At 60.0% G+C, this 20,049-nt stretch carries 16 protein-coding genes and 2 pseudogenes; 2 read left to right on the forward strand and 16 right to left on the reverse strand.

All coding sequences use genetic code 11. The features are described from left to right. The first annotated feature begins 183 nt into the window (after positions 1-183). Positions 184-1,353 (forward strand): IS4 family transposase, encoded by a 1,170-nt coding sequence (locus AB1451_16150; GenBank protein MEW6684429.1) that lies wholly within the window; start codon positions 184-186, stop codon positions 1,351-1,353. A 28-nt stretch (positions 1,354-1,381) separates the two neighbouring features. On the opposite strand, the gene lptC is transcribed toward AB1451_16150, so the two are convergent. The 4 genes from lptC to AB1451_16170 all read right to left on the reverse strand — a co-directional run bounded on the left by lptC (position 1,382) and on the right by AB1451_16170 (position 7,507). Then, positions 1,382-2,062, reverse strand: coding sequence for an LPS export ABC transporter periplasmic protein LptC (lptC, locus tag AB1451_16155; GenBank protein MEW6684430.1), 681 nt, complete (start codon positions 2,060-2,062; stop codon positions 1,382-1,384). 98 nt (positions 2,063-2,160) lie between these two features. Further along, positions 2,161-3,150 (reverse strand): hypothetical protein, encoded by a 990-nt coding sequence (locus AB1451_16160; GenBank protein ID MEW6684431.1) that lies wholly within the window; start codon positions 3,148-3,150, stop codon positions 2,161-2,163. Between the two features lie 71 nt (positions 3,151-3,221). Next, positions 3,222-6,779, reverse strand: coding sequence for a choice-of-anchor J domain-containing protein (locus AB1451_16165; GenBank protein ID MEW6684432.1), 3,558 nt, complete (start codon positions 6,777-6,779; stop codon positions 3,222-3,224). A 215-nt stretch (positions 6,780-6,994) separates the two neighbouring features. Beyond that, on the reverse strand, positions 6,995-7,507 hold the full coding sequence (locus AB1451_16170) for a hypothetical protein (protein MEW6684433.1): 513 nt from the start codon (positions 7,505-7,507) through the stop codon (positions 6,995-6,997). Between the two features lie 27 nt (positions 7,508-7,534). Here AB1451_16170 and AB1451_16175 point away from each other — a divergent pair, with 27 nt between their 5' ends. After that, positions 7,535-7,753, forward strand: coding sequence for a hypothetical protein (locus AB1451_16175; GenBank protein MEW6684434.1), 219 nt, complete (start codon positions 7,535-7,537; stop codon positions 7,751-7,753). Here AB1451_16175 and AB1451_16180 read toward each other — a convergent pair. The 12 genes and pseudogenes from AB1451_16180 to AB1451_16235 form a co-directional block, all read right to left on the reverse strand. Then, entirely contained in the window at positions 7,743-8,114 is a 372-nt protein-coding gene (locus tag AB1451_16180; GenBank protein MEW6684435.1) for a hypothetical protein, read from the reverse strand. The genes AB1451_16175 and AB1451_16180 overlap by 11 nt on opposite strands. 138 nt (positions 8,115-8,252) lie before the next feature. Further along, on the reverse strand, positions 8,253-8,699 hold the full coding sequence (locus AB1451_16185) for a LytTR family DNA-binding domain-containing protein (protein ID MEW6684436.1): 447 nt from the start codon (positions 8,697-8,699) through the stop codon (positions 8,253-8,255). Positions 8,700-8,921: 222 nt separating this feature from the next. After that, on the reverse strand, positions 8,922-10,445 hold the full coding sequence (locus tag AB1451_16190; GenBank protein ID MEW6684437.1) for a VCBS repeat-containing protein: 1,524 nt from the start codon (positions 10,443-10,445) through the stop codon (positions 8,922-8,924). A 1-nt stretch (position 10,446) separates the two neighbouring features. Then, on the reverse strand, positions 10,447-11,022 hold the full coding sequence (locus AB1451_16195; protein MEW6684438.1) for a hypothetical protein: 576 nt from the start codon (positions 11,020-11,022) through the stop codon (positions 10,447-10,449). 4 nt (positions 11,023-11,026) lie between these two features. Continuing rightward, a complete protein-coding gene (locus AB1451_16200; protein ID MEW6684439.1) occupies positions 11,027-12,469 on the reverse strand; it encodes a caspase family protein in 1,443 nt (480 codons plus the stop codon). 63 nt (positions 12,470-12,532) lie between these two features. Next, positions 12,533-13,186, reverse strand: a pseudogene (locus AB1451_16205) (hypothetical protein). Further along, positions 13,179-15,932 (reverse strand): sigma 54-interacting transcriptional regulator, encoded by a 2,754-nt coding sequence (locus AB1451_16210; protein MEW6684440.1) that lies wholly within the window; start codon positions 15,930-15,932, stop codon positions 13,179-13,181. The pseudogene AB1451_16205 and the gene AB1451_16210 overlap by 8 nt, the downstream one beginning before the upstream one ends. Beyond that, on the reverse strand, positions 15,883-16,470 hold the full coding sequence (locus AB1451_16215) for a DUF4384 domain-containing protein (protein MEW6684441.1): 588 nt from the start codon (positions 16,468-16,470) through the stop codon (positions 15,883-15,885). Before AB1451_16215 ends, AB1451_16210 begins: the two co-directional genes overlap by 50 nt. 809 nt (positions 16,471-17,279) lie before the next feature. After that, a complete protein-coding gene (locus AB1451_16220) occupies positions 17,280-17,873 on the reverse strand; it encodes a DUF5647 family protein (protein MEW6684442.1) in 594 nt (197 codons plus the stop codon). A gap of 574 nt (positions 17,874-18,447) precedes the next feature. Further along, entirely contained in the window at positions 18,448-18,723 is a 276-nt protein-coding gene (locus AB1451_16225) for a type II toxin-antitoxin system RelE/ParE family toxin (protein ID MEW6684443.1), read from the reverse strand. Next, the gene (locus tag AB1451_16230; GenBank protein MEW6684444.1) at positions 18,723-18,983 is read right to left on the reverse strand and encodes a ribbon-helix-helix domain-containing protein; all 261 of its coding nucleotides are present in this window, start codon (positions 18,981-18,983) and stop codon (positions 18,723-18,725) included. The genes AB1451_16225 and AB1451_16230 overlap by 1 nt, the downstream gene beginning before the upstream one ends. A 214-nt stretch (positions 18,984-19,197) precedes the next feature. Beyond that, positions 19,198-19,394 (reverse strand): annotated as a pseudogene (locus tag AB1451_16235) (transposase). Positions 19,395-20,049: the final 655 nt, after the last annotated feature.

The following is a 20,049-nucleotide window of genomic DNA, read 5'->3' on the forward strand; positions in this document are numbered from 1 at the left end:
CAAGATCCAAACCATCAAGAAACGGGCGTATGGCTTTCGCAACCCCGAGCACTTCAAGACCGCCATCTACTTCCACTGCGGAGGCCTCGACCTCTACCCCGTGACCCACGGAATTCCCGGATGAACCGAATTTCGGATGGCGTGTTTGCGATGCTCGCGGGTTTGCACGACCCGGAGTGACGCATGAACGTGGGCCAGACGCTGTTCGCGCAAGTCATGGAGTTCGTGCCGTGGAAGACCTTCGGACGCCTCATCGAGCGGCACCAGGGCGATGCGGGTGTGCGCACGCGGGGCTGCGCCGAGTTGTTTCGCGTCATGGCGTTTGCCCAACTCACGTGGCGCGAGTCGCTGCGCGACATCGAGGCCTGCCTGGCGGCCAATCAGACCAAGCTGTTCCACATGGGACTGAAGGTGCCGCCGGCTCGCTCGACGTTGGCCGATGCGCTGAATCGGCGAGACTGGCGGATCTACCACGCCCTGGCGCAGCGGCTGATCGCCCGCGCCAGAGCGCTGTATGCCCGCGAGCCGGCGGTGCGGGATCTCGATGCGAGCGTCTACGCGCTGGACTCCACCACCATCGATCTGTGCTTGAGCCTGTTCGACTGGGCGCCGTTTCGCTCCACCAAGGCGGCCATCAAGCTGCACACGCTGCTGGATCTGCGCGGCGCCATTCCCGCCTTCATCCACATCCGCGACGGCAAGCTGCACGATGTGAACGTCCTGGACCTCCTGCCCGTGGAGGCGGGAGCCTTCTACGTGATGGATCGGGGCTATGTGGACTTCGAACGGTTGTACGCGCTGCATCAGGCTGGGGCGTTCTTCGTCACCCGGGCCAAGGCAGGCCTGGATGCGCGGCGCGTGTACTCGGCCTCCACGGACCGGACCCGCGGCGTGATCTGCGATCAGCGCGTCCGGCTCAATGGCTACTACTCGGCCAAGCACTACCCGGAGCATCTGCGGCGTATCCGCTTCAAAGATCCCGAGTCGGGCAAGACGCTGGTCTTCCTGACCAACAACACGGCCTTGCCGGCCTTGACGATCGCGGCGCTCTACAAGAGCCGCTGGCAAGTGGAGCTGTTCTTCAAATGGGTGAAGCCGCATCTGCGCATCAAGCGCTTCTTGGGGACCAGCGAGCACGCGGTGAAGACGCAGATCTGGTGTGCCGTGGCCACCTACGTGCTCATCGCCATCGTCAAAAAGGAGCTGCATCTCGATGCGTCGCTCTACACTTGTCTACAGATCTTGTCGGTCTCGGTCTTCGAGAAAACCGAGATTTCATGCGCCCTGCAGCCCGATCGAACCCCATCCGAACCACCACCGACCACGGATCAATTGATTTTGTTCGACAATTAACCGGACACTACTGATCAGTACGACCGATTCAAAACGGCATCGCCATAGCTCGCAGGGGCTGGCTGCCTTGCACCATCCCCCCGGGCTTCCTCAGGAGATACGGACCGCTGATCGAAAACAGGCCCGCGGATTGATCCCACGTGCTCGCTTGGCTCTGAATCGACCGCCCATCGGCCGTTGCCACCTCAACGCCGCCGGTGAGCTCGGTGATGCGCGTCTTGGGATCGATCGTGGCCTGACGGGCGGTAACGGTTGAAACCGGGCGTCCGTCCCGGATCACCTTCACCGTGAGCCCGTCGATCCGAATGCGGGTGACGACGCCGAACTGCTCAACGGTCTCGGCCGGAAGAATCTGAACAACCATGTCGTCCGACACCACCACGGGCGGCTCGCCCTCGCGTTGGTGGACCTCCACATCGAGATTTTCGAGCACGGTCTCTTTCAGCGGATTGAGATAGACCATGCCGAACTTCCGCTTCGCCACTTCGATCCGATCGGCCTTGAGACGTAGCCGGATGTTCTCACCGTCCTGGGCGGTGTAGTTAATGCCGTCCATCCGAAACACGTGCACCGGCCGACCGGACCTCGGTCGTTCCTGCGTTGCGTCGCCCCCAGCCACGATCTGCTGCACGACGCTATACAGCAGGAACGCGACCCCCAGGATGACCCCGCTTCCAAGAATCAGGGGAAGAAGCTTCAGACGCCGCATACGTCACCTCACTGATCGTTACGAAAACAGAAACACCCGCCACCAACATACCGCCGATCTTCAGTCGACATCGCCGCCCCGGCGCGCGGCCCAAGGACTCACAGATCAGCCCAATTGAGCGTTCCGGAGTCATAGTCGTAGTCACCGTTGCCGTCCGTATCCGCCTCGATTTGGAGCGTGGTCGACGAGAGAGCGGTCAACCGCGCCTTGGTCTGCCCGTCGCCCGACGCGATGAGGACTCCCGATGACGGGTAGGTGTCGCTGACATTAGTCACGAATGGGGTTGGCGTTGACAGATCCACGTATCCGAAGTCCGGGTGATAGAACCGTCCCGAAAGGGTCTCCTCCACACTCGATGACCCTTCGGTGACCGTAACCTCGTAGTTCTCCGCCCGAAAGACTTTGCCGGTCCCATCGTCCCTCATCAAGGTGTTCATCGTGATCGTTGAGGACGAACCGCTGTATGCGGCGTTGACGGCACCCGCCATGGTGAACGACTCTCCCTCGAACTCGACTCTCAGGCTCGAGGTGGTCATCAGGAACTCGATGTCGTCTGTTGCGAAATCGAATTGACCCGACGCGCTGGCGCTTCCGCGAGTCGTCACCCCGTCTACGCAAAACGCGTCGAAGTTAAGGCTCCCGGTAAACTCTCCGGTCGCATCATTCATGTTGACTCTCGTATTGAGATGTCCCCCGCAGTCGCCGTCTATCGTGTCCGTTTCGGTCACCACCGCACCGGCGGCCACCTGTTCGGGTGACGAGCCGGCGCGCAATTCCCCAGCGGCGCGTTTCACCGATCGAGACAGGGCGAGGGGAAGAGATTGGCGCGTTGACACGCCGACTCCAGCCTGAGCGACTCCGACAACGGAGAGCGGTCCGCCCACGCTGCCGCCGGTATATGCTCCGGCTGCGATTTCTTGGGCATTGCTTCCATCGATCACGACCGGCGTTGTCAGCCCGGTGTATGTGATTCCGCCGCCATCGCCATCTCCGTCACTGCAACCGATGATGAGCGGCAAGCTGGCCAGGACTACCAGCGCAGATATCCTGGATCCCCGGCTACACATTCGTCTCATCACCGCGCGCATGGCTCCCTCCGTATCAGACTTGACGTTGTTCGCGTCTCCGACTGCAGCAGCCCCTCGCCCCTTGAACATCTCTAGGGTATATTCTTTTCGATCACCACATCGTCGACATACCACCCGGAGCTGACGCCCGCCCCGTTTCCATTGACCAACCCGAAGAGGAGACGCACCTTCTTCCCAGCATACGCGGAGAGATCCACCAGTGGCCGCGTCCACACGTTCCCGGAAGTCCCCACGTATGACGAGAGCTGTGTCGCCGCGCTCCACACCCCTGGAGAGATCTGTTCCTGTATGTAGACGCGTCCATAGTCGTTATCACACCCGAAACAACCCGGGTTCAGCGCAAACGAGAACCAATGCCAGAACCGCAGATGGAGCTCTTCCGTCGCCGTGATCGCCGGCAGCGTAATCGACGGACTCACCAGACTGCTGTTGATATTCTGATAGTTGCCATTCAGCACCGTGGCCGCACACGTCGTACTGGCGTTGTGACATTCCCCGGGCCCCGCGGTGGGCGGACCGCCGACTTCCCAGGTCCCGTTGTTTGCCCACCAGTTGCCAAGACCACCCTGAAAATCCTCCGCAAATGGCACGATGTTGTTGGCCGGCACGACATCGATGGCGACATCGTCCACATACCACCCGGAGCTGACGCCCGCCCCGTTTCCATTGACCAACCCGAAGAGGAGACGCACCTTCTTCCCGGCATACGCGGAGAGATCCACCAGTGGCCGCGTCCACACGTTCCCGGAAGTCCCCACGTACGACGAGAGCTGTGTCGCCGCGCTCCACACCCCTGGAGAGATCTGTTCCTGTATGTAGATGCGTCCATAGTCGTTATCACACCCGAAACAACCCGGGTTCAGCGCAAATGAGAACCAATGCCAGAACCGCAGATGGAGCTCTTCCGTCGCCGTGATCGCCGGCAGCGTAATCGACGGACTCACCAGACTGCTGTTGATATTCTGATAGTTGCCATTCAGCACCGTGGCCGCACACGTCGTACTGGCGTTGTGACATTCCCCGGGCCCCGCGGTGGGCGGACCGCCGACTTCCCAGGTCCCGTTGTTTGCCCACCAGTTGCCAAGACCACCCTGAAAATCCTCCGCAAATGGCACGATGTTGTTGGCCGGCACGACATCGATGGCGACATCGTCCACATACCACCCGGAGCTGACGCCCGCCCCGTTTCCATTGACCAACCCGAAGAGGAGACGCACCTTCTTCCCGGCATACGCGGAGAGATCCACCAGTGGCCGCGTCCACACGTTCCCGGAAGTCCCCACGTACGACGAGAGCTGTGTCGCCGCGCTCCACACCCCTGGAGAGATCTGTTCCTGTATGTAGATGCGTCCATAGTCGTTATCACACCCGAAACAACCCGGGTTCAGCGCAAACGAGAACCAATGCCAGAACCGCAGATGGAGCTCTTCCGTCGCCGTGATCGCCGGCAGCGTAATCGACGGACTCACGAAGTTGCTGTTGGTATCCGGATAGTCCCCGTCAAGTATCGTCGCCGCGCAACCCGAAGATTGGTTGAAACACTCGTTGGGACCCGAGGTGGCAAGTCCAACCTGCCAAGTTCCGTTTGAGTCAGACCAATCACCCAATCCGCTCTCAAAATCCTCGCAGAAGATCGAACAGGGCGGCGGTATAGCTATCGTGAAGGAATACACGGCGGGCGAGGCATCGACGTTACCCTCGCGGTCGGTGGCAACCACGCTGAATGTGTGTGGGCCCTCCAAGAGCCCGTCGTAAGTCTTTGGACTCGTGCATCCAACAAACCCGCCACCGTCCAGGTCGCACTGGAACGTCGAGCCCGGCTCATTTGAACTAAACGTAAATGTCGCCGAAGTGGAACTCGACGGGTTCGGAGGGCCGCTCTCAATCGTCGTCTCCGGGGGCGTGATGTCCTGCACCTTGGTCCACGTGCGCACAGCAGGGGATGCATCGGGGTTACCCGCCGGATCCGTGGCGAACACGCTAAAGACATGGTCGCCGTCCGAGATATTGTGATAGGTTACAGGACTTGTGCAGCCAACAGCCGTCCCATTATCTAGTTTGCACTGAAACGTGGAGCCCGCTTCATTCGATTCAAAAGTGAACGTCGCTTCCATGGAATCGGTCGGGTTCGGGGGACCGCCGGTGATAGTCGTCTCCGGGAAAACATCGTCGACGACCACCGTCCATGAGCTAGTTGCCGGTGATTTGTCGGTGTTGCCGGCCGGATCCGTTGCCCTGACCTTGAAGGTGTGGGGGCCATTCGCGAGACCGGGGTAGGTCTTTGGACTCGTGCAACCAACGAACGCGTTCCCGTTCCCGTCCAGCTCGCATTCAAAGGTCGACCCGGACTCGTTCGACACAAAGGCAAACGTTGCGGTGCGAGAACCGGATGGATCCTGCGGACCGCCAATAATCGTGGTTTCAGGATCCGTGACGTCTCGGTCGTCGAAGATCGTCCAGGCGTAGCACGCGGGCGTGGGGTCGTTGACGCCATTCTGATCGGTCGCCACCACGCAGAACGTGTGCTCACCAAACGAAAGCCCGTCGTAAAGCTTCGGGCTGCTGCAGTTGGTAAAGCCGCTGCCGTCAAGTTGACACTCGAAGGTCGAGCCTGCCCGACTGGAGACAAAGGAAAAGCTCGCCGACGTCGACGGGGTGTTCTTCGGAGGGGCCGCGGTGATGGTGGTCTGCGGTCTTGCGATCTTCCTCAGAAACTCAAAGAGGTCGACCGGTGTGACGACCACCTTGGTCTCTACGATGATAACTGGGTGTCCGTCATCGTCGATATCGACCGTGACCCGGGTGCAGGCCACGCTCGCCCCGCCGATCTCGCCGTCATCCCGCCAGTCATGGAGTGCATCGTCGGCATCATCGCTAAGATTGACGTCGGCAATCGTCAGGATCTGGACCACGGTGTTATAGACGTTGACGATCGCGATCCTGTCCTCAGCGCCCGTCCCGGCCTCCAGTTCATTCTTGAGCGCCTCCACGTCCTCGCCCAATTCCTCGACCTTCGTCGCCAACTCCACGACCTTCTGTTCCAACGCCGCAAGGTCGGCCTGGGTGACGGCCTCTTCCAGCTTGCCAGGGTCAACGCCGTTGTTCCCCCGGCTGAGGTCGAAGTCCTCTCCGAGGTTCAGCGCCTCCTTGATGAATCGCTCCAACATCAGCGCGACCGACGTGCTGGCCGCGTCCACTTCTCCGACGTTCATTGTTGCGGGTGCGTTGTCGGGGACTTTGATCAGTTTCATCACGACCATATTGCCCTTCTTGGCCATGACGAGATAGTCCTGGCCCCGCGGCACATCGGAGATGGAGAACCCACCATCCACGCCCACGAGCGCAACTCCTTCCTTCGGATAGGCGATGCCGTTACGGAGGCTCGTGGCCTTGACACCCGCGCCCACGAACGGACCGTTGCCGGGCAAAGCCTTGAACAGGCTCCCCTTCAAGGAACCTCCCCCGGGAACGAACGCGGCGCCCTGAAGCGAGGTGTTCGGATTCGTCGGGGGCTGGGAGTCGCTGTCTCCTCCGCCGCTGCTACTGCAGCCGGCCAAGAGGGCAACCGTCAGGAGACAGCCGGAAAGGAACTTCGCGGATACGAGTACACGGTCTCGATAGATCTTCATGAGTCCACCTCCGATGTGCCTGAGAACCCCACCTGCCCCGAAAGAAAGATGAGGCACTGCCCAAAGGATTGGGCTGATGGTCTGAAACCAGTTGCCTGCAACGGTTGGCTTGGAAGAGGCTGGGGGGGCCAACCGAGGGTGTCTTCTTGCCCTGAAGAGGGGGCTAGCTAAAACACAACCAGAGTCAAAAGTCAACGGGTTTTCTGGAATCGTCTTCATTGTTGTGCCTGTTCCAAGACGACCTGGTACACCGCGTCCGAGAAGGCGCTCAGGATTAGAACCTCGCGATCCTCTGAGGATGCCACGATTGCCCCAGAAGACGGCCAGCCGTCCGGGTCCTCGATATGCAGAGGGACCATCGTGGAGAGGTCGACGTACCCGTGGGTGGGATGGTAGAGTCTCCCGCTGACGAGGCTCAGGTCCGTATCCCCCGGCAACTCGGCTGGAACTACCCGATAGCCTTCCAGCACATACGCCGTCCCACCGGATCCATCGATCAGTTTCAGATTGAGCGGATGGTTTGATGCCCCTCCCGCGTTCACCTCGCGCGTGGCGACCCGATAGGCCGTTGCGGCGCTGCTCCATACCGCCGAGCCAATCTCCGTGGCATTGACTGCTGAGAGTCGAACCGGAGTCCTCAACCCGGCATAGGCGGTTCCATCGGCGCTGAGAAACGACGGCTCCAAAGGAGTCCCTATGCTGTTCGCCGATTCAACATCGCCTGCCACGGCCAGCGACGCTTCTCGGAGGGTGCAATGGCACAGACAGATATTCGGGCCCCCGATTCGGCACTGTGGCGAATTCATTCGCTGCTCGCACTCGCTTTGGCATTGATCGATTTCAGCTTGGAGCTCGTCGTTCACACCACAGGAAACATGGGACAGCGCGATCCCCATGAAAATGGCTATCTTGACGGCATGTTGTCTCATGTCGGCGTCCTCCATCGCGATCCGCCAGGGATGCTCAGAACGTGACCGACAGGCCGGTGACCACCAGACGGTCCGTTGGGCCGGTTCGGGGCAAGCCCGGATCAGTATTGAGATCCTGCAGGGCCGCCAATCCCGCGTTGTCGTCCACAGGAGGCTGCGACGCTGCGGTATCTGCGTGCGGCTTCTTGCCCCACGCCGTGATCGCATACACGATGCCGACCACCGCCGCCACCGCCAACGCCACCACGGCTCCTCCGGCGATGGCATCCGAGCTGTCCTCCATTCCCGGGAGCTGGTCGGAATTGTCACGCCACTCCGCCGAAGCCGGTGAAGAAAAGGGCGCGAGCTGAAAAGCACCAACCACCAGTACGATCACTGCGATCATCGTCGTGAGGTGAGTGCGCATGTCTGATCCTCCTGTCATGATGTGGACTTGTGGAGGATGACGTAGGGTGGCACAGTCTCCGAGAGACCTGCAATCCACCACACGACATCCGGTACGATTGCGGCCGCGAACGGCTCATTGGGCCGCAATCCGGCATCTTCATGGCTTTGTCCTCGTCTTCACGGGAAGCAAGAGCTTCCGGCGAAGGCCTTTGATGTACCGGCGGCTGACATTGAGCCAGCTGAATGTTCCGTCGGCATTCATGATCCCGATTTGCTTTTCTTTAAAATCGACCTCTCGCACCTTTCGAATGTTGACGGCCAACCCCCGGTGAATCGTGAGAAACGCGTCCGGATCCACGTGGCCGCAGAGGTCCCTCAACGAGCGATGCGTAGCGAGGTAGACTCCCCTTGCGGTGCGGAGATAGAGTCGGTCGGCGCGGACGGTCTGGCTGGGAACTCCGTTGTCCGGAATGAGTCCTCGATGCAGAACAGACCCCAGAAAGACAAAGGCGACGTCCGACGGAGCGATCAGGGTGTAGCGATGCTCCGGGCCACCCGGTTTCCGGACCGCAAGAATCTGAAGCGTCGCGGAGTCGCCTGCCATTGCCGTCCCCTTTCTTCATCGCCGCACGCACTAGGCCATGAGCAATGGGCGTGCCCACGGATTTCAGGGACGGGTTGGTGGAGCGCTCTGCGCAGAAAACCCGAAAAATTTCAAGCAGGGATGGCTCACAGCGAAGGTCGCGGTGAGACCTTGACCGATCCGTGATCGGCGCCGTTCCATGCATGGGATCCATGCATGGAACGGCATCAATGCATGGGATGTTTAGGGAGCGGGCGGGGTGCTTAGCAGGACTGCGGCCGTGCCGGAAGTCTCATCCGTGGAGACCAGATCCAAGTCTCCGTCATCGTTCATGTCTCCCAAGACCACGGAGCTCAGCGTCGTCCCCATTGAGAAGAACCCTGGAGATCGGAACGTGCCGTTCCCCGCCCCCAAGAGGATCGCCACGACCCCATCTTCTCCGGGGGTCACCAGATCGAGGCGGCCGTCCTTATCGAGGTCCTTCAGGATAATCCTCCCCGCATTCCTCGACGCGGGATAGAAGGCTGGGGCCTGAAACGTCCCGTCGCCATTTCCCAAGAGGATGATGATCGTCTGGGAGGAGATGATCGAGGCAGCCACGTCGACGTTCAAATCCCCGTTGAAGTCGCCCAGGGCCAGTGAACTCATGATCCCGACAAGCTGTGAGGCAACGGGCTGGAACGTGCCGTCGCCATTGCCAAGCAGAATGCCGAGCGACTGAGCGTCGAACAACGCGGTCACGACGTCGAGATGGCCGTCCTTATCGACGTCCGCCAGACCAACGGCACCGACTGCTCCGGTCGAATACGCGACCGCAGGCTGGAGGGTTCCATTCCCGTTGCCCAAGAGCACGGCGACGTCACCGGACGCGAAATCGGCTGTCACCACGTCTTGAACACCGTCTTCGTTCAGGTCTCCGAGCGCGATGCTCACCGGCTGATCTCCGACCGAATAGAAGCTTGCCTCCTGAAACGTCCCGTCGCCGCGCCCCAGCAGCACGGCGAGGTCGCCGATAAAGTCACTGTCCGCGCCGGAATTCACCACCAACAAATCCGCGTTGGAGTCCCCGTTGAGGTCCCCGATGGCCAGGCCATTCGGATGACGGGGGCCCGCAGCTGTCGGCTCCACTGTCACGTGGAGGGCGGCGTTGAGCGTCCCTTCTGGGCTGCCGAGAAGCACCGAAACGCTATCCGAGGCCCAGTTCGTCGTCACCACGTCCAAGGCACCGTCATTGTTGAACTCACCGAGGCCGACGTCGCTCGGCTGCGGCCCGACAGTGTAAGTGGCCACAGCGCCGAATGCGGGGATGCTCGGTCTCGACACGGCCCTTTTGGCATCCGTCCCGAACATCACCTCGACCAGGTTGGAATACCCGTCTTGATCATCATCCTGAGTCTTGACAATAGGCGGTAGGGTGATTTGCGTGCTCCTCCCTTGTTCCAGGGCTACGCTCCCCTCGACCGTCCCGATGACCACGCCCAGATCCGGTCGGAGATACTTGAGCGAGTACGAATGGGTCCCCAGCGGAATATCGGTGCAGCGACCATCCAGGGTTTGATCCGAATCCACCGCAAGTAGACACGTCCTCCCCCCCACCTCAAGAGAGGCTGAGACCGCGGACAGCATCGCCTGGATCTCAGGGAACGATGACGACCGGATGGTCAGCGTACTCTGAGAACCTTCTTCAGAGGCGCAACCCACCACCAGAACGGTCCCAAGTATAAGAACGAAGCGCTTGATCTCTGCCTGATAAGGGACTAACCCCATCTTATTGCGCGACGATAGTGCCCGTGTCACTAGTGTCTTTCCCGCCGCCGTTGGCGATGGCGATCCCGCCGGCCACGGCAAGTGCCGCGCCCAGCCAGAGCCATGGATTCTTCCATATCGAGCGCTCTGGCTTCTGGGTTTCTCCTGTCGTGCGCAGAGCAAGCGACTCGACGGTCGGGCGCTCGCGAACGGTCACATAGTACGGTCTGGCTTTGGTTCCGTCTGTCCCTGAGGCGCCGGACTCGTCGACGGCCTCAACGAAGTACTCGATCCCCTTCGCGAATGCTTCAGAGACCTTGAGCTCACACCCAAAGGTATTCCCGCTCAACCTCGTCATTTCGGCACTGTCGTACTTCGCCGCGCCTCGCGCGCGATACCAACAGCGAACCACCGCGAGACGGGTTCCGCCTTCGACCACAGCCTGAATCGCCATCGTCGTCCCCAAAAGCGGCAACGCAGGAGGAGTGTGCCGAACCACCGGCGCCGTCGCATCCGGCACCGCCGCCAACGCTCGGGAGACGGTCCCGGGGACTCCGCCGATCGACAGCGCAAGATAGAGGCTGAGCAGGACACGCATCCGGTTATGGTCCGCTTTGAACGCGACCCAAGACGATCTCCCGGATCTCGACACCCTTTTTCACCGGGTGCTGGTTCTGGCCCGTCGCCTCGGGGACCTTCTCCGAAATATAGCGAAAGAGCTCATTGGTCGTGATCAAGCCGTCTCCATCCACGTCGCCGCGATGAAGGGCCTCCAAGAGGTAATAGGTGAAGACGCCATGGCGGAGATCGTCCCGTTCGATGCTGACTTCGTTCGCCTCACTGGCTGCCAGAATCACTCGACCCTTCGCTTGGGCCAGGCGATTGAGATACGTGTCTGAGATCGAGGCGCGGAACGCCTGGGTCTGGATCGTTCGGCTGCCGATCCCGGTGGCCCCTGAGAAACAGGTGTCCTGCAGGACAACCACCCGTTCGGCCGAGAAGCGGGAGAGGATCTTCGCGATCTCGGCCATGGGCAACGCGGTGGAATACAACCGCCGTGGGTCTGCATCGTGGGGCAGCAGGTATTTCTCGAGGCCGTCGCCGTCCAGACTGCTTTGGTCGGGCTCCGGCGCTCCGTGACCCGCATAGAAGATGATCACCATATCCTGTTTGCGGGCCTTCTGCTTCAGCTCGACGCCCAGGACATCTTTGAGCCGCTGAAGGGTGGCGTCTTCGTTCAGCAACAGCGTGACCTGGGTCCGGGGCACCTGATTCTGTTCCACGAGATAGTCATAGAAGGCCGAGGCATCCGCATCCGCGTATCGCAGTCCGGTCACGTTCTGGTACCGGCTGATGCCGATCACCACCGCCCAGACCGCTCCCTGCTCGGCAACATACCGAACTTCAACCGTTGCTGATCGCGACAACCCGTTCGTGTCGGTCGCCGTGACCGTGATCTGGTTCATCCCGGGCGTGAGGCGGATGCTCCGATCCACCAACACCGACCCCTGCGTTCGGCGTTCCACGATTCGCAGATCGCGAGTGCGCCCCTCAGGGTCTGGAAGCGGCGCGCCATTGAGCTCGATCATGACCCCCTTCACACCTTCGTCATCCAGAGCCTCCGCCATGAGTCGAACCACCGGCCCTGAAACCTCTTCCTGATCGGTCGGAGCAATGATGGTCACGACAGGCGGCGTCGCACCGAGGCTCTCCGCGGAGTAGACAGCGGCTTCCCAGGCCGACGCGGAGGCCACCAACGATCCGCTCGTGGTCAGGGCCGCTACGGTCATCCCTCCGTCGATTCGCCGCGTCTCCACCAGGTCTCCCGTCGCGACGTGCCAGAGCTTGACGACACCATCTCTACCCGCTGATACCAGGGCCGCCCCATCGTGAACGGACGCCACCGCCAGGACCTCTCCCTCATGAGCAGGGATGTTCCTTGGGGCTTTGCTGTGATTCAGTTCGAAGAAGACAATCCGGCCTTCCGCGGTCCCGCAAACCAGGGTCTGACCATCGGCGCTGAATGCGAGTACTAGCGGAGTCACCGTGGGGTCGAAGAGGACGTGAATCGGCTTGTCCCCTGCTTGACCAGGCTCCCATATGCGGATTCTCCGGTCTAACCCTACCGCAGCCAGCCTCTGTCCATCGTCACTAAACGATATATCCCGTATGACATCTGAATACGGGGTCGCGTAGGCCAACCGTTTAGCGAGGCGCCTTTCCTTGACATCCCAGAGATAAACTGCGGCATCCGCTCCCCTTGTTCCAGAGGCTACCCAACGTCCATCCGGGCTGACTGCCAACGAGGACACATGCCCCCCGTGATCCCGGAGGATCACCACGACCTCTCCCGTGTCAGCATCCCACAAGGCAACGCTGTCAGAAGCACCTGCAGCAAGCCACCCGCCATCGGAGCTAAACTCGACGGCCAGCACGTCGCCCCTGAGTTGTTCAAAGGAAGCCAGTGTCGTCTGGCTCAGAACGTCCCACACAAGGACACGACCCGAACTCCCTAGCGCCAGACGGCGCCCGCTTTGGTCCAACGCCATTGAGTGAATCGGACCTTCGAAGTGCGCCGTCGCGGTTGGCGCGGCTACTGGAGCCGCCGAAATCGGTCTGGGGCCTTCCGGTTGCGAGGTGCCCGGACTCGGCTCACCACGGACAGCGCGACCACACGCCGACGACAGCACCGAGGATACCGCTATCAACACGATCAGGCTTCGAAGCCCTACCGGCGCATGGAGATAGACCGTGTTACGCATTGCCAGTCCTGTTGTCAAAGTGGTTCTTGACCAACCGATCCATCCCCTCGAAGTACTTCTGCGGCAGATTCTTCGCCCGACGTCGCAATTCTGCAGTCGCGTCGGCACCAGTCTGATACTGATGAGCGACCTTGATGAGGTTGCCGTAGTATTCCTGGATTCTCCTTTCCAGGACGTCAACCGAGCCAGCCTCTCCGGCGACGATCCTAGCCGCCCGCTTGAAATCCAAACCCGCCTCTGCAAGAACCATGAAACAGATTCCCTTTAGCCGCGACCCAACCGTGTTACGAGCGACGCCAAGAAGGTCCGCGGCTTCGCCGATATCGAAGCCATTCTTTCGCAGACTGAGAAGGAGATCCCGATCCGACAGGACTCCTCCGGCGTCCAGTCTCTCCAGGAATCCATCGCCGATGGGTCCCTGCACCGGGGGCGTGGTCGAGGCCGGCTCTTCCAATTCGAGGTCGTCTTCGGTAATCCGGTCACCTTCAGCCAACGCGACCCCTTTTCGGATCACGTTTCTGAGCTCACGAATATTCCCCCGCCAATGGTACGACTTGAGTCTCCGCATGGCCTTTGCCGTAATCCCGGTGACAGGCCGCCCCGACTCCAAGGCGGATCTCCTGAGGAAATAGTCCGCCAGGACTTCGATATCATCCGGCCTTTCTCGTAGCGGCGGAAGCGTCAGCGTCGTCGCGTTGAGCCGGAAGTACAAGTCTTCTCGGAATCTTCGGTTCGCGACCTCGACACGAAGGTCACGGTTCGTGGCTGCGATGACCGCCACATCCACCCGGTCCGGCGACGTTGCGCCGATTCGGTCGACCTCCCCGGTCTCAAGCACTCGAAGCAGTTTCGCCTGAAGCTCCGGTCTCATCTCGCCAATTTCATCGAGAAAGATGGTCCCTTGATCCGCCAGTTGGAATTTCCCCTTCCTATCCGACACGGCAGTGGTAAACGAGCCCTTCACATGACCAAAGAGATCACTTTCGATCAGATTGTCCGGAATACCCGGAATGTTCACCGTGATGAACGCTTTGTTGGCACGAGGTCCCATCTTGTGGAGGGCCCATGCAAAAAGCTCTTTACCCGTTCCTGTCTCGCCTTGAATCAAGATCGGGTTGTTAACGGCCAATGTCCGCTTCGCTCGCTCCAACCGTTGGAGGACGCTACGATCCCGCGTCACGATTCCGAACTCTTTTTGCAGCCGCTCCACCTCAACAGTCGTTTTCGGTTTGGGAATCACCTCGACGAGCACATCGCGCGTTCTCTCTTCGAGTGTGCGTAATTGCCCAACCAGTGCTTCCTTCTCGCGAGCAGCCTCCTTTAAGAGGTTCTCCATCGCTTCAATCCGCTCAAGTTTCCCTTTCTCCTGACCCTGCAAGCCGTCGAGATCGTATCTGAGATTCGAGAGCTCCTCCTGTCGAGTGTCCAGCAGGTCTTCCTTCTCCCTGAGCGCCGTGGTGACGGCCGTGAGGGCCACCCCGAGTTCGCCTTTCTCCTCTGTTAGGCGACGCACATGATACTTGATGCGTTGGTTCTGATAGATCAGGACGAAGGAATACGACAGGCACCCCGCGACAAGCGGTGAGAGCGTTTGCAGGACGACACCCTCGGTGAAGGAATAGAATGCCAGACCGAGATACACCGCACAGAGGAGGGCGATTGATAACACGCCGATCCACCAAGTGGTCGCGACGGCGGCAACGGCGGCGAGCAATGAAAGAGCCAGAATGATGACAAACATTGCCCTACCGTCCAGGGTCGAAAGGTATTGGCCGGTAAGGATGGTGTTCAGGGCGTTTGCATGGATTCCTCCGCCCGGGAAGTCCTTTTCGAGAGGAACCGGTTTGAGATCGTAGCCAGTTGCGGCATTCGAGACGATGCACATCTTGCCTTTCATGATCAGAGGCAGTTGCTGGCGTCCCTCCTGGGTATCCCATGCCGTTAGGATATCGGCAAAGGAATAGTGATTGAAGGTCTCGCGCCATGTCCCGGCAAAGTTGACGAGGAGCATGGCTTCTCGGCCCACCTTGATCCGCTTGTCCTCATCCCTTCCATTGCCGTCAGGAGAACCTCCCTGAATCACAACGTGATTTGAGGGGTTAAGAACTAGGTCCTCAGGGCGAGCGTGGTAGAACCCCGTTAACAAGGCAAGGGAAAACGCCGGCACAATCCGGTCCTGTGTTCTCACCAGCAAGGGAACCCTTCGGATGATCCCATCCGGATCTCTGTTTGCCGAGATGTGTCCGATTCCCGCGGCGGCCCGACGGATCTCAGGGAGAGGCCCGACCTCCCGGGTCACGGACATCATCGCACCCCCGCTCTCGAGTTCATAGCCGGTCGGCAGCACGACGTTGCGCGCCTCGCGCAGGACCTCCGAAAGGGCCCGATCTTCCTCCTCGGTGGCGGATTGGTTGAAGAGGACGTCGTATCCGATAACCGCCGCTCCGGCTTGGGAGAGAATTCGGATCATCCTGGCGTGATAGGTCCGATCCCAGGGCCATCGTCCGAGCTTCTCGATGCTTTGGTCATCGATGTCCACCAGAACAATGTCCGACGAGGTCGGCAGCGTCGATCTGAACTTGAAGAAGTTGTCCACCACTCGATTCTCGAACTCCGAGAACAGCCCGTTGTCAGCGGCGAACGTGGCGACGCCGAGGGCACAAAGGAGCGCAATGCCACAGACATATACACCAGTTCTACGGTGTACCATGTTCTTGAGGGCCGGCCTCGGATTCTCTCTCAGCATCGGGTATCGGCACCACCGACATACCGGTTTCCTGGTCCGCAGGTTCGTCGAGCTTGACCCCGGGGACGCCGATAATGTCCACCGGTTTTTCAGGGGGTTTGGGCTTGATCTCTCTCGCGCGCTCCGATCCGTCCTTGTCTGCTCTCCGTGGAACGATCTCTATTTCCGTGTAAGCGTGTGCCCAGAGCTCGTCTGCCAGCCTCTTGGTGACGAGTTCGATGTCCTGCGCACTTCGAGTATCAAGCTGCGCGAATATGTGCGCGCTCCGAGCCACCCCTTCACCCCAAACGGAGAATGGCCTCTCGGTGGCGATCACCTTGATTCGTTCCACTCCAGGCGGACCCTGTACATGGATGGTGAAACCGGCATCTTCCTCAGGTACCATGTGAACACGACCACCGGCAACGAGTTGGTCCGATGAGGACTTGTTGGGAAAGACGATCTGCATCCGACCGCTTGTTCCCACGTCGATCAAGGTGATGTGCACGTCCCGGTTGGCACGGTAAAAGAAGGTCATCGTATCCCCGATCTCATACACCCTCTTGTCGGTCCAGACTTCCACCCTGAACGGTGAAGACTGCGGAGTGGCCGAGAGGAGCTGATTGACTGCCGATTGGTACTCCGTGAGTTCTTTATCAGACGCAGATGGGTCAACCGGGGAATGGGCCGTAGGGTGCGAGTAATCGTTCGCCCCTTTTGGGGTGTTACGGCACGCTAGAACCAGCAGGATACAGACGAGGGAGAGAAGGACCACATACTGCCGGGTCAGTCTGGTGGCCTTGCAGCCGACCGGCGCCGGACTGCTCGCGCCCGGAACCGGGGAGCGCCGGGCGTCTATCGGGTGAACAGGGTCGAGCTCAGCCGGCGTGTGATACCGCCCTGATGCGTCCATCGAAGAACCCATGGTGGACGAGACAGAGGAATTACAGAAAGGAGCTACAGCAGCCAGAGGGAAGGCTACTGTAGCGGGTACGTTACCGGAGGCGCACGAACGGTGTCAAGCGAAAACTCCTCAAAGGGTGGCTTTGGCGCCTCCAGAGGCCTTGATCGTGGAGCCGGCGGTCGGGATGAACCGACGACCTGCTGATTACGAACAAACTTCAGACCAGACCAAGCCGACCGATCCCGACGAATCCCCAACAAAAGCAAGGGGTCCGCCCGAATGATCGGTCAGGCTGGTCTGGTGGACTCAGCGTAGTTTGGCACCACGCTTGGCACCATCCTCAGGGAAGTCCATTAGTGAGGTGACCCAGGAAACGTGCCGGTACACCGGCTAGGAGCACCCGGGTGAACGGCGTTCTGTTGCTAATTAGGAATCGCCAGCCAGGTCCGCAGTCGCGGCGAGGACTACCCGGTCTTGGCGTATTCGATCTGGGGAGCGATGATGCGAGAGCGCGGGGCTGGAGCGAGTTTCTTGATCGTGACGTAGACCACGGGTTGTCCCTCTTCCGCGCGGGCCTTGGCGATTCGCAGGTTTTCTCTGCACAATGCGGCATCGTCTTGGGGAAGGAGCACGACCAGCGCGCCATCTGGAATGCTCTCCGCAAACCTCGGATGCTCGATCAGATATTTATCGAACTCTGCCCCGATCATGAGATTTTTATAAAAGGTCTTCGATACCCTTTTCACGCTTTTTTCTCCCCTTGGTACCGCGTTAAATATCCGCTCCCAGTTCCGGTTGATGTCTTCCTGCGCGAGAGTGAGCGCTTCGTTAAAGTCGACCTCCGGCAAAGGGATCTTCGTCGGTTTTCCCTTTGGGTGAAACAGATCCGCATGGGCAAACCCGTGCGCGGTGTCGTAGCGAATGATCGGACGCCATGCAGCATCCTTGAACGTTTCGTATTGGACCACGAACCGCCGTATTTTCCCTCCCTCGACCTGAAATGAAACTCGGGCTCGATTCTCCATATCAAAATAGCGGATGAACGCGCGCTGTTTCAACCGGAATCCGTGTTTGTGTGCCCAGTGTTGCGGGGAAGGATTGTAAGGATGTTATCGCGAAAAGACAAGTCCAGTAATGGGCATACGGTGCAAACGCAGACTCATCGCGGCGCACCGAAGTGTGCCGGTGATTTTTTGCCACGCCTCGACGCAAAGCCGTAAAGGTCCAAATCGCCCAGCCGTAAGAAATCGAGGAAATTCACACGGAAATTGCTCAGCACCTCCTGTACGATTCTCGCTTCGCGTGTTTCGCCGTAACCGTAGGCAACATCAAGGATCGCGTGATAGGTTTGGTGGTAGTACCCGGAGGTTTGCGACTTTATCTGGTTGATGGACTGCCCACACAGGTCGCCGATATTGGACGACCCAGCGTCGAATGCCGTTTCCAGAAAATCGCAGGTCGTAGGTCGTCTGTTTGTAACGCCCGTTCTTGTATACTATGGTGGCTCCGCAGGACAAACAGGATTTGGGGCGCTCTTCCTCGACCTGAATCACTTTGCTGAGTCGGGGTGGTCTGCCACGGCGGGTGGACAGTGCCCGTAAGGACTGCTTCGATCGATCAGGCACGGAGGGCCTATCGGTCTTCTCGCGTATGCCAGAGCCGCAAAACATAGACGGTGGACTCCTGAATCTCGTAGCGCAGTTCATAGTGCCCGACCAAAATGCGGCGCACCTCGCGCGGCGTAAACTCGTCCAGTTGTTCACCGATGCGCGGATGGTCCAAAAGGCGGGCCGGTGCTGCGGTCAGCGCTTGCACAGTGCGTGCGGCCGCCTGCCGGTTGACGGGGACGAGAAATTCGTACAACCGCACCAAATCCGAGAGTGCCTTGCTCGTCCATTTGAGCTCCATCACCGCGGCGCGGGCAGCGGCTGCTTCGTGTCGAGGCTATCCGCCCAGGCTTGAACGGCCTGGTGGTCGATGACGTGGCCGGCGTCGACGTCCGCCAGGGCGTCTAACGTCAGCTGCCGCCGTTCTTCTTCCTGCGCAATCCACGCGGATAACGCCTGCTTCACAATCCAGCCCCGTGAGCGCTCGAGGCGAGCGGCCATCTGATCGACTTTCTTCGCCAGCGGCAACGGCACATGAGCGGTTAACACCTTAGTCGTCATCACACCCTCCTTTGTAGGATCAGTTTCTTAATCATAATGATTTATATTGATTAAATCAAGTCGTAGCGGGGTATGGAAGGAGCAACTTGGCACCAACCTGGCACCAAAATCCGGCGCAAGAGGGAGGCGGCCGCCGAGCGCCTGCCTCCTCGCCCTACACGGTTTGAAGCACCGTGCGCCGAGCCAGGTACAATTTGGCCAACGCACAGGTCACCCAGAGCCGATGCCCATTCTTCGCCAGGCCCCGATAGCGGACTTGCGGAACCCGAAGATCCGCTTAATCACGCCGATGGTATGCTCGACCTTCGCCCGCACCGCGGACTTCGTGCGATTGCGGGCGTGGTCCGCCAGACTCAGTGGCCGGTTCCGATATGCCTCACGGTGCGTGAAGTCACGCGCCCCTGGCGCGACTGCCGCAATCGCGGGGCGCTGAGCCCCGACATCGCCCGCCGCCTGCCAAGAAGGAACTCGTGCGTCGAGAAAATCCCACGAGGGAACGGTTGCGGCTAAGGCAAAGGGAGGCGTTGCCGCGGCGAGGACGAGCAGCACGCTCAGCCAACCGAACCTTCGAAAATGAATCGGTGATTCCCTCCGCAAACCGCGGGTGATGCACAGAGTGCATAATCCACGCAACACGCGGTCCAACGAACTGAAGTTCGGCGCCCGCTGGCGTACGCGGTTGCTAATCAACATCTGATGCTTGAGCAGGAGGGTTTCCGCGATGATCGCCCTGACTCCACCCGGTCGGAGTAACCGAATGAGGGTGGTCAGCACTTGCACGAGGAGCAGCACGAGGTCTCTCCTGGGAGAGCGACCGTACCAGCTCCCACGAAGAATGGCAAGACGACGACTCGTCAATCAGGGTTTTGGCGCAATTACGAATTCGCCAGGACACCACCTGTGGCTGCCAAATTGGCCATTGAGCACCGCGCCCCTCATCCCGGATTCCGCAGTAGGCCCGCGATGAGGTAAGATGGCGCGGCTGATTCCCACGCATAATCCGGAGGATCGCATGCGCCACGCTCGCCCGGAGGCCTCACCGCTCTATCCGAAGGTGCGCTTTGGG

Source organism: Nitrospirota bacterium (assembly GCA_040757335.1).
Classification (GTDB): Bacteria; Nitrospirota; Nitrospiria; order 2-01-FULL-66-17; family 2-01-FULL-66-17; genus JBFLXB01.

Excerpts from the sequence above, each read along its gene's own strand:
- AB1451_16150 (MEW6684429.1), top strand. The coding sequence starts at position 184 with ATGAACGTGGGCCAGACGCTGTTCGCGCAAGTCATGGAGTTCGTGCCG.
- lptC (MEW6684430.1), bottom strand. The coding sequence starts at position 2,062 with ATGCGGCGTCTGAAGCTTCTTCCCCTGATTCTTGGAAGCGGGGTCATC.
- AB1451_16160 (MEW6684431.1), bottom strand. The coding sequence starts at position 3,150 with ATGCGCGCGGTGATGAGACGAATGTGTAGCCGGGGATCCAGGATATCT.
- AB1451_16165 (MEW6684432.1), bottom strand. The coding sequence starts at position 6,779 with ATGAAGATCTATCGAGACCGTGTACTCGTATCCGCGAAGTTCCTTTCC.
- AB1451_16175 (MEW6684434.1), top strand. The coding sequence starts at position 7,535 with ATGGCACAGACAGATATTCGGGCCCCCGATTCGGCACTGTGGCGAATT.
- AB1451_16180 (MEW6684435.1), bottom strand. The coding sequence starts at position 8,114 with ATGCGCACTCACCTCACGACGATGATCGCAGTGATCGTACTGGTGGTT.
- AB1451_16185 (MEW6684436.1), bottom strand. The coding sequence starts at position 8,699 with ATGGCAGGCGACTCCGCGACGCTTCAGATTCTTGCGGTCCGGAAACCG.
- AB1451_16190 (MEW6684437.1), bottom strand. The coding sequence starts at position 10,445 with ATGGGGTTAGTCCCTTATCAGGCAGAGATCAAGCGCTTCGTTCTTATA.
- AB1451_16195 (MEW6684438.1), bottom strand. The coding sequence starts at position 11,022 with ATGCGTGTCCTGCTCAGCCTCTATCTTGCGCTGTCGATCGGCGGAGTC.
- AB1451_16210 (MEW6684440.1), bottom strand. The coding sequence starts at position 15,932 with ATGCTGAGAGAGAATCCGAGGCCGGCCCTCAAGAACATGGTACACCGT.
- AB1451_16225 (MEW6684443.1), bottom strand. The coding sequence starts at position 18,723 with ATGGAGCTCAAATGGACGAGCAAGGCACTCTCGGATTTGGTGCGGTTG.
- AB1451_16230 (MEW6684444.1), bottom strand. The coding sequence starts at position 18,983 with ATGACGACTAAGGTGTTAACCGCTCATGTGCCGTTGCCGCTGGCGAAG.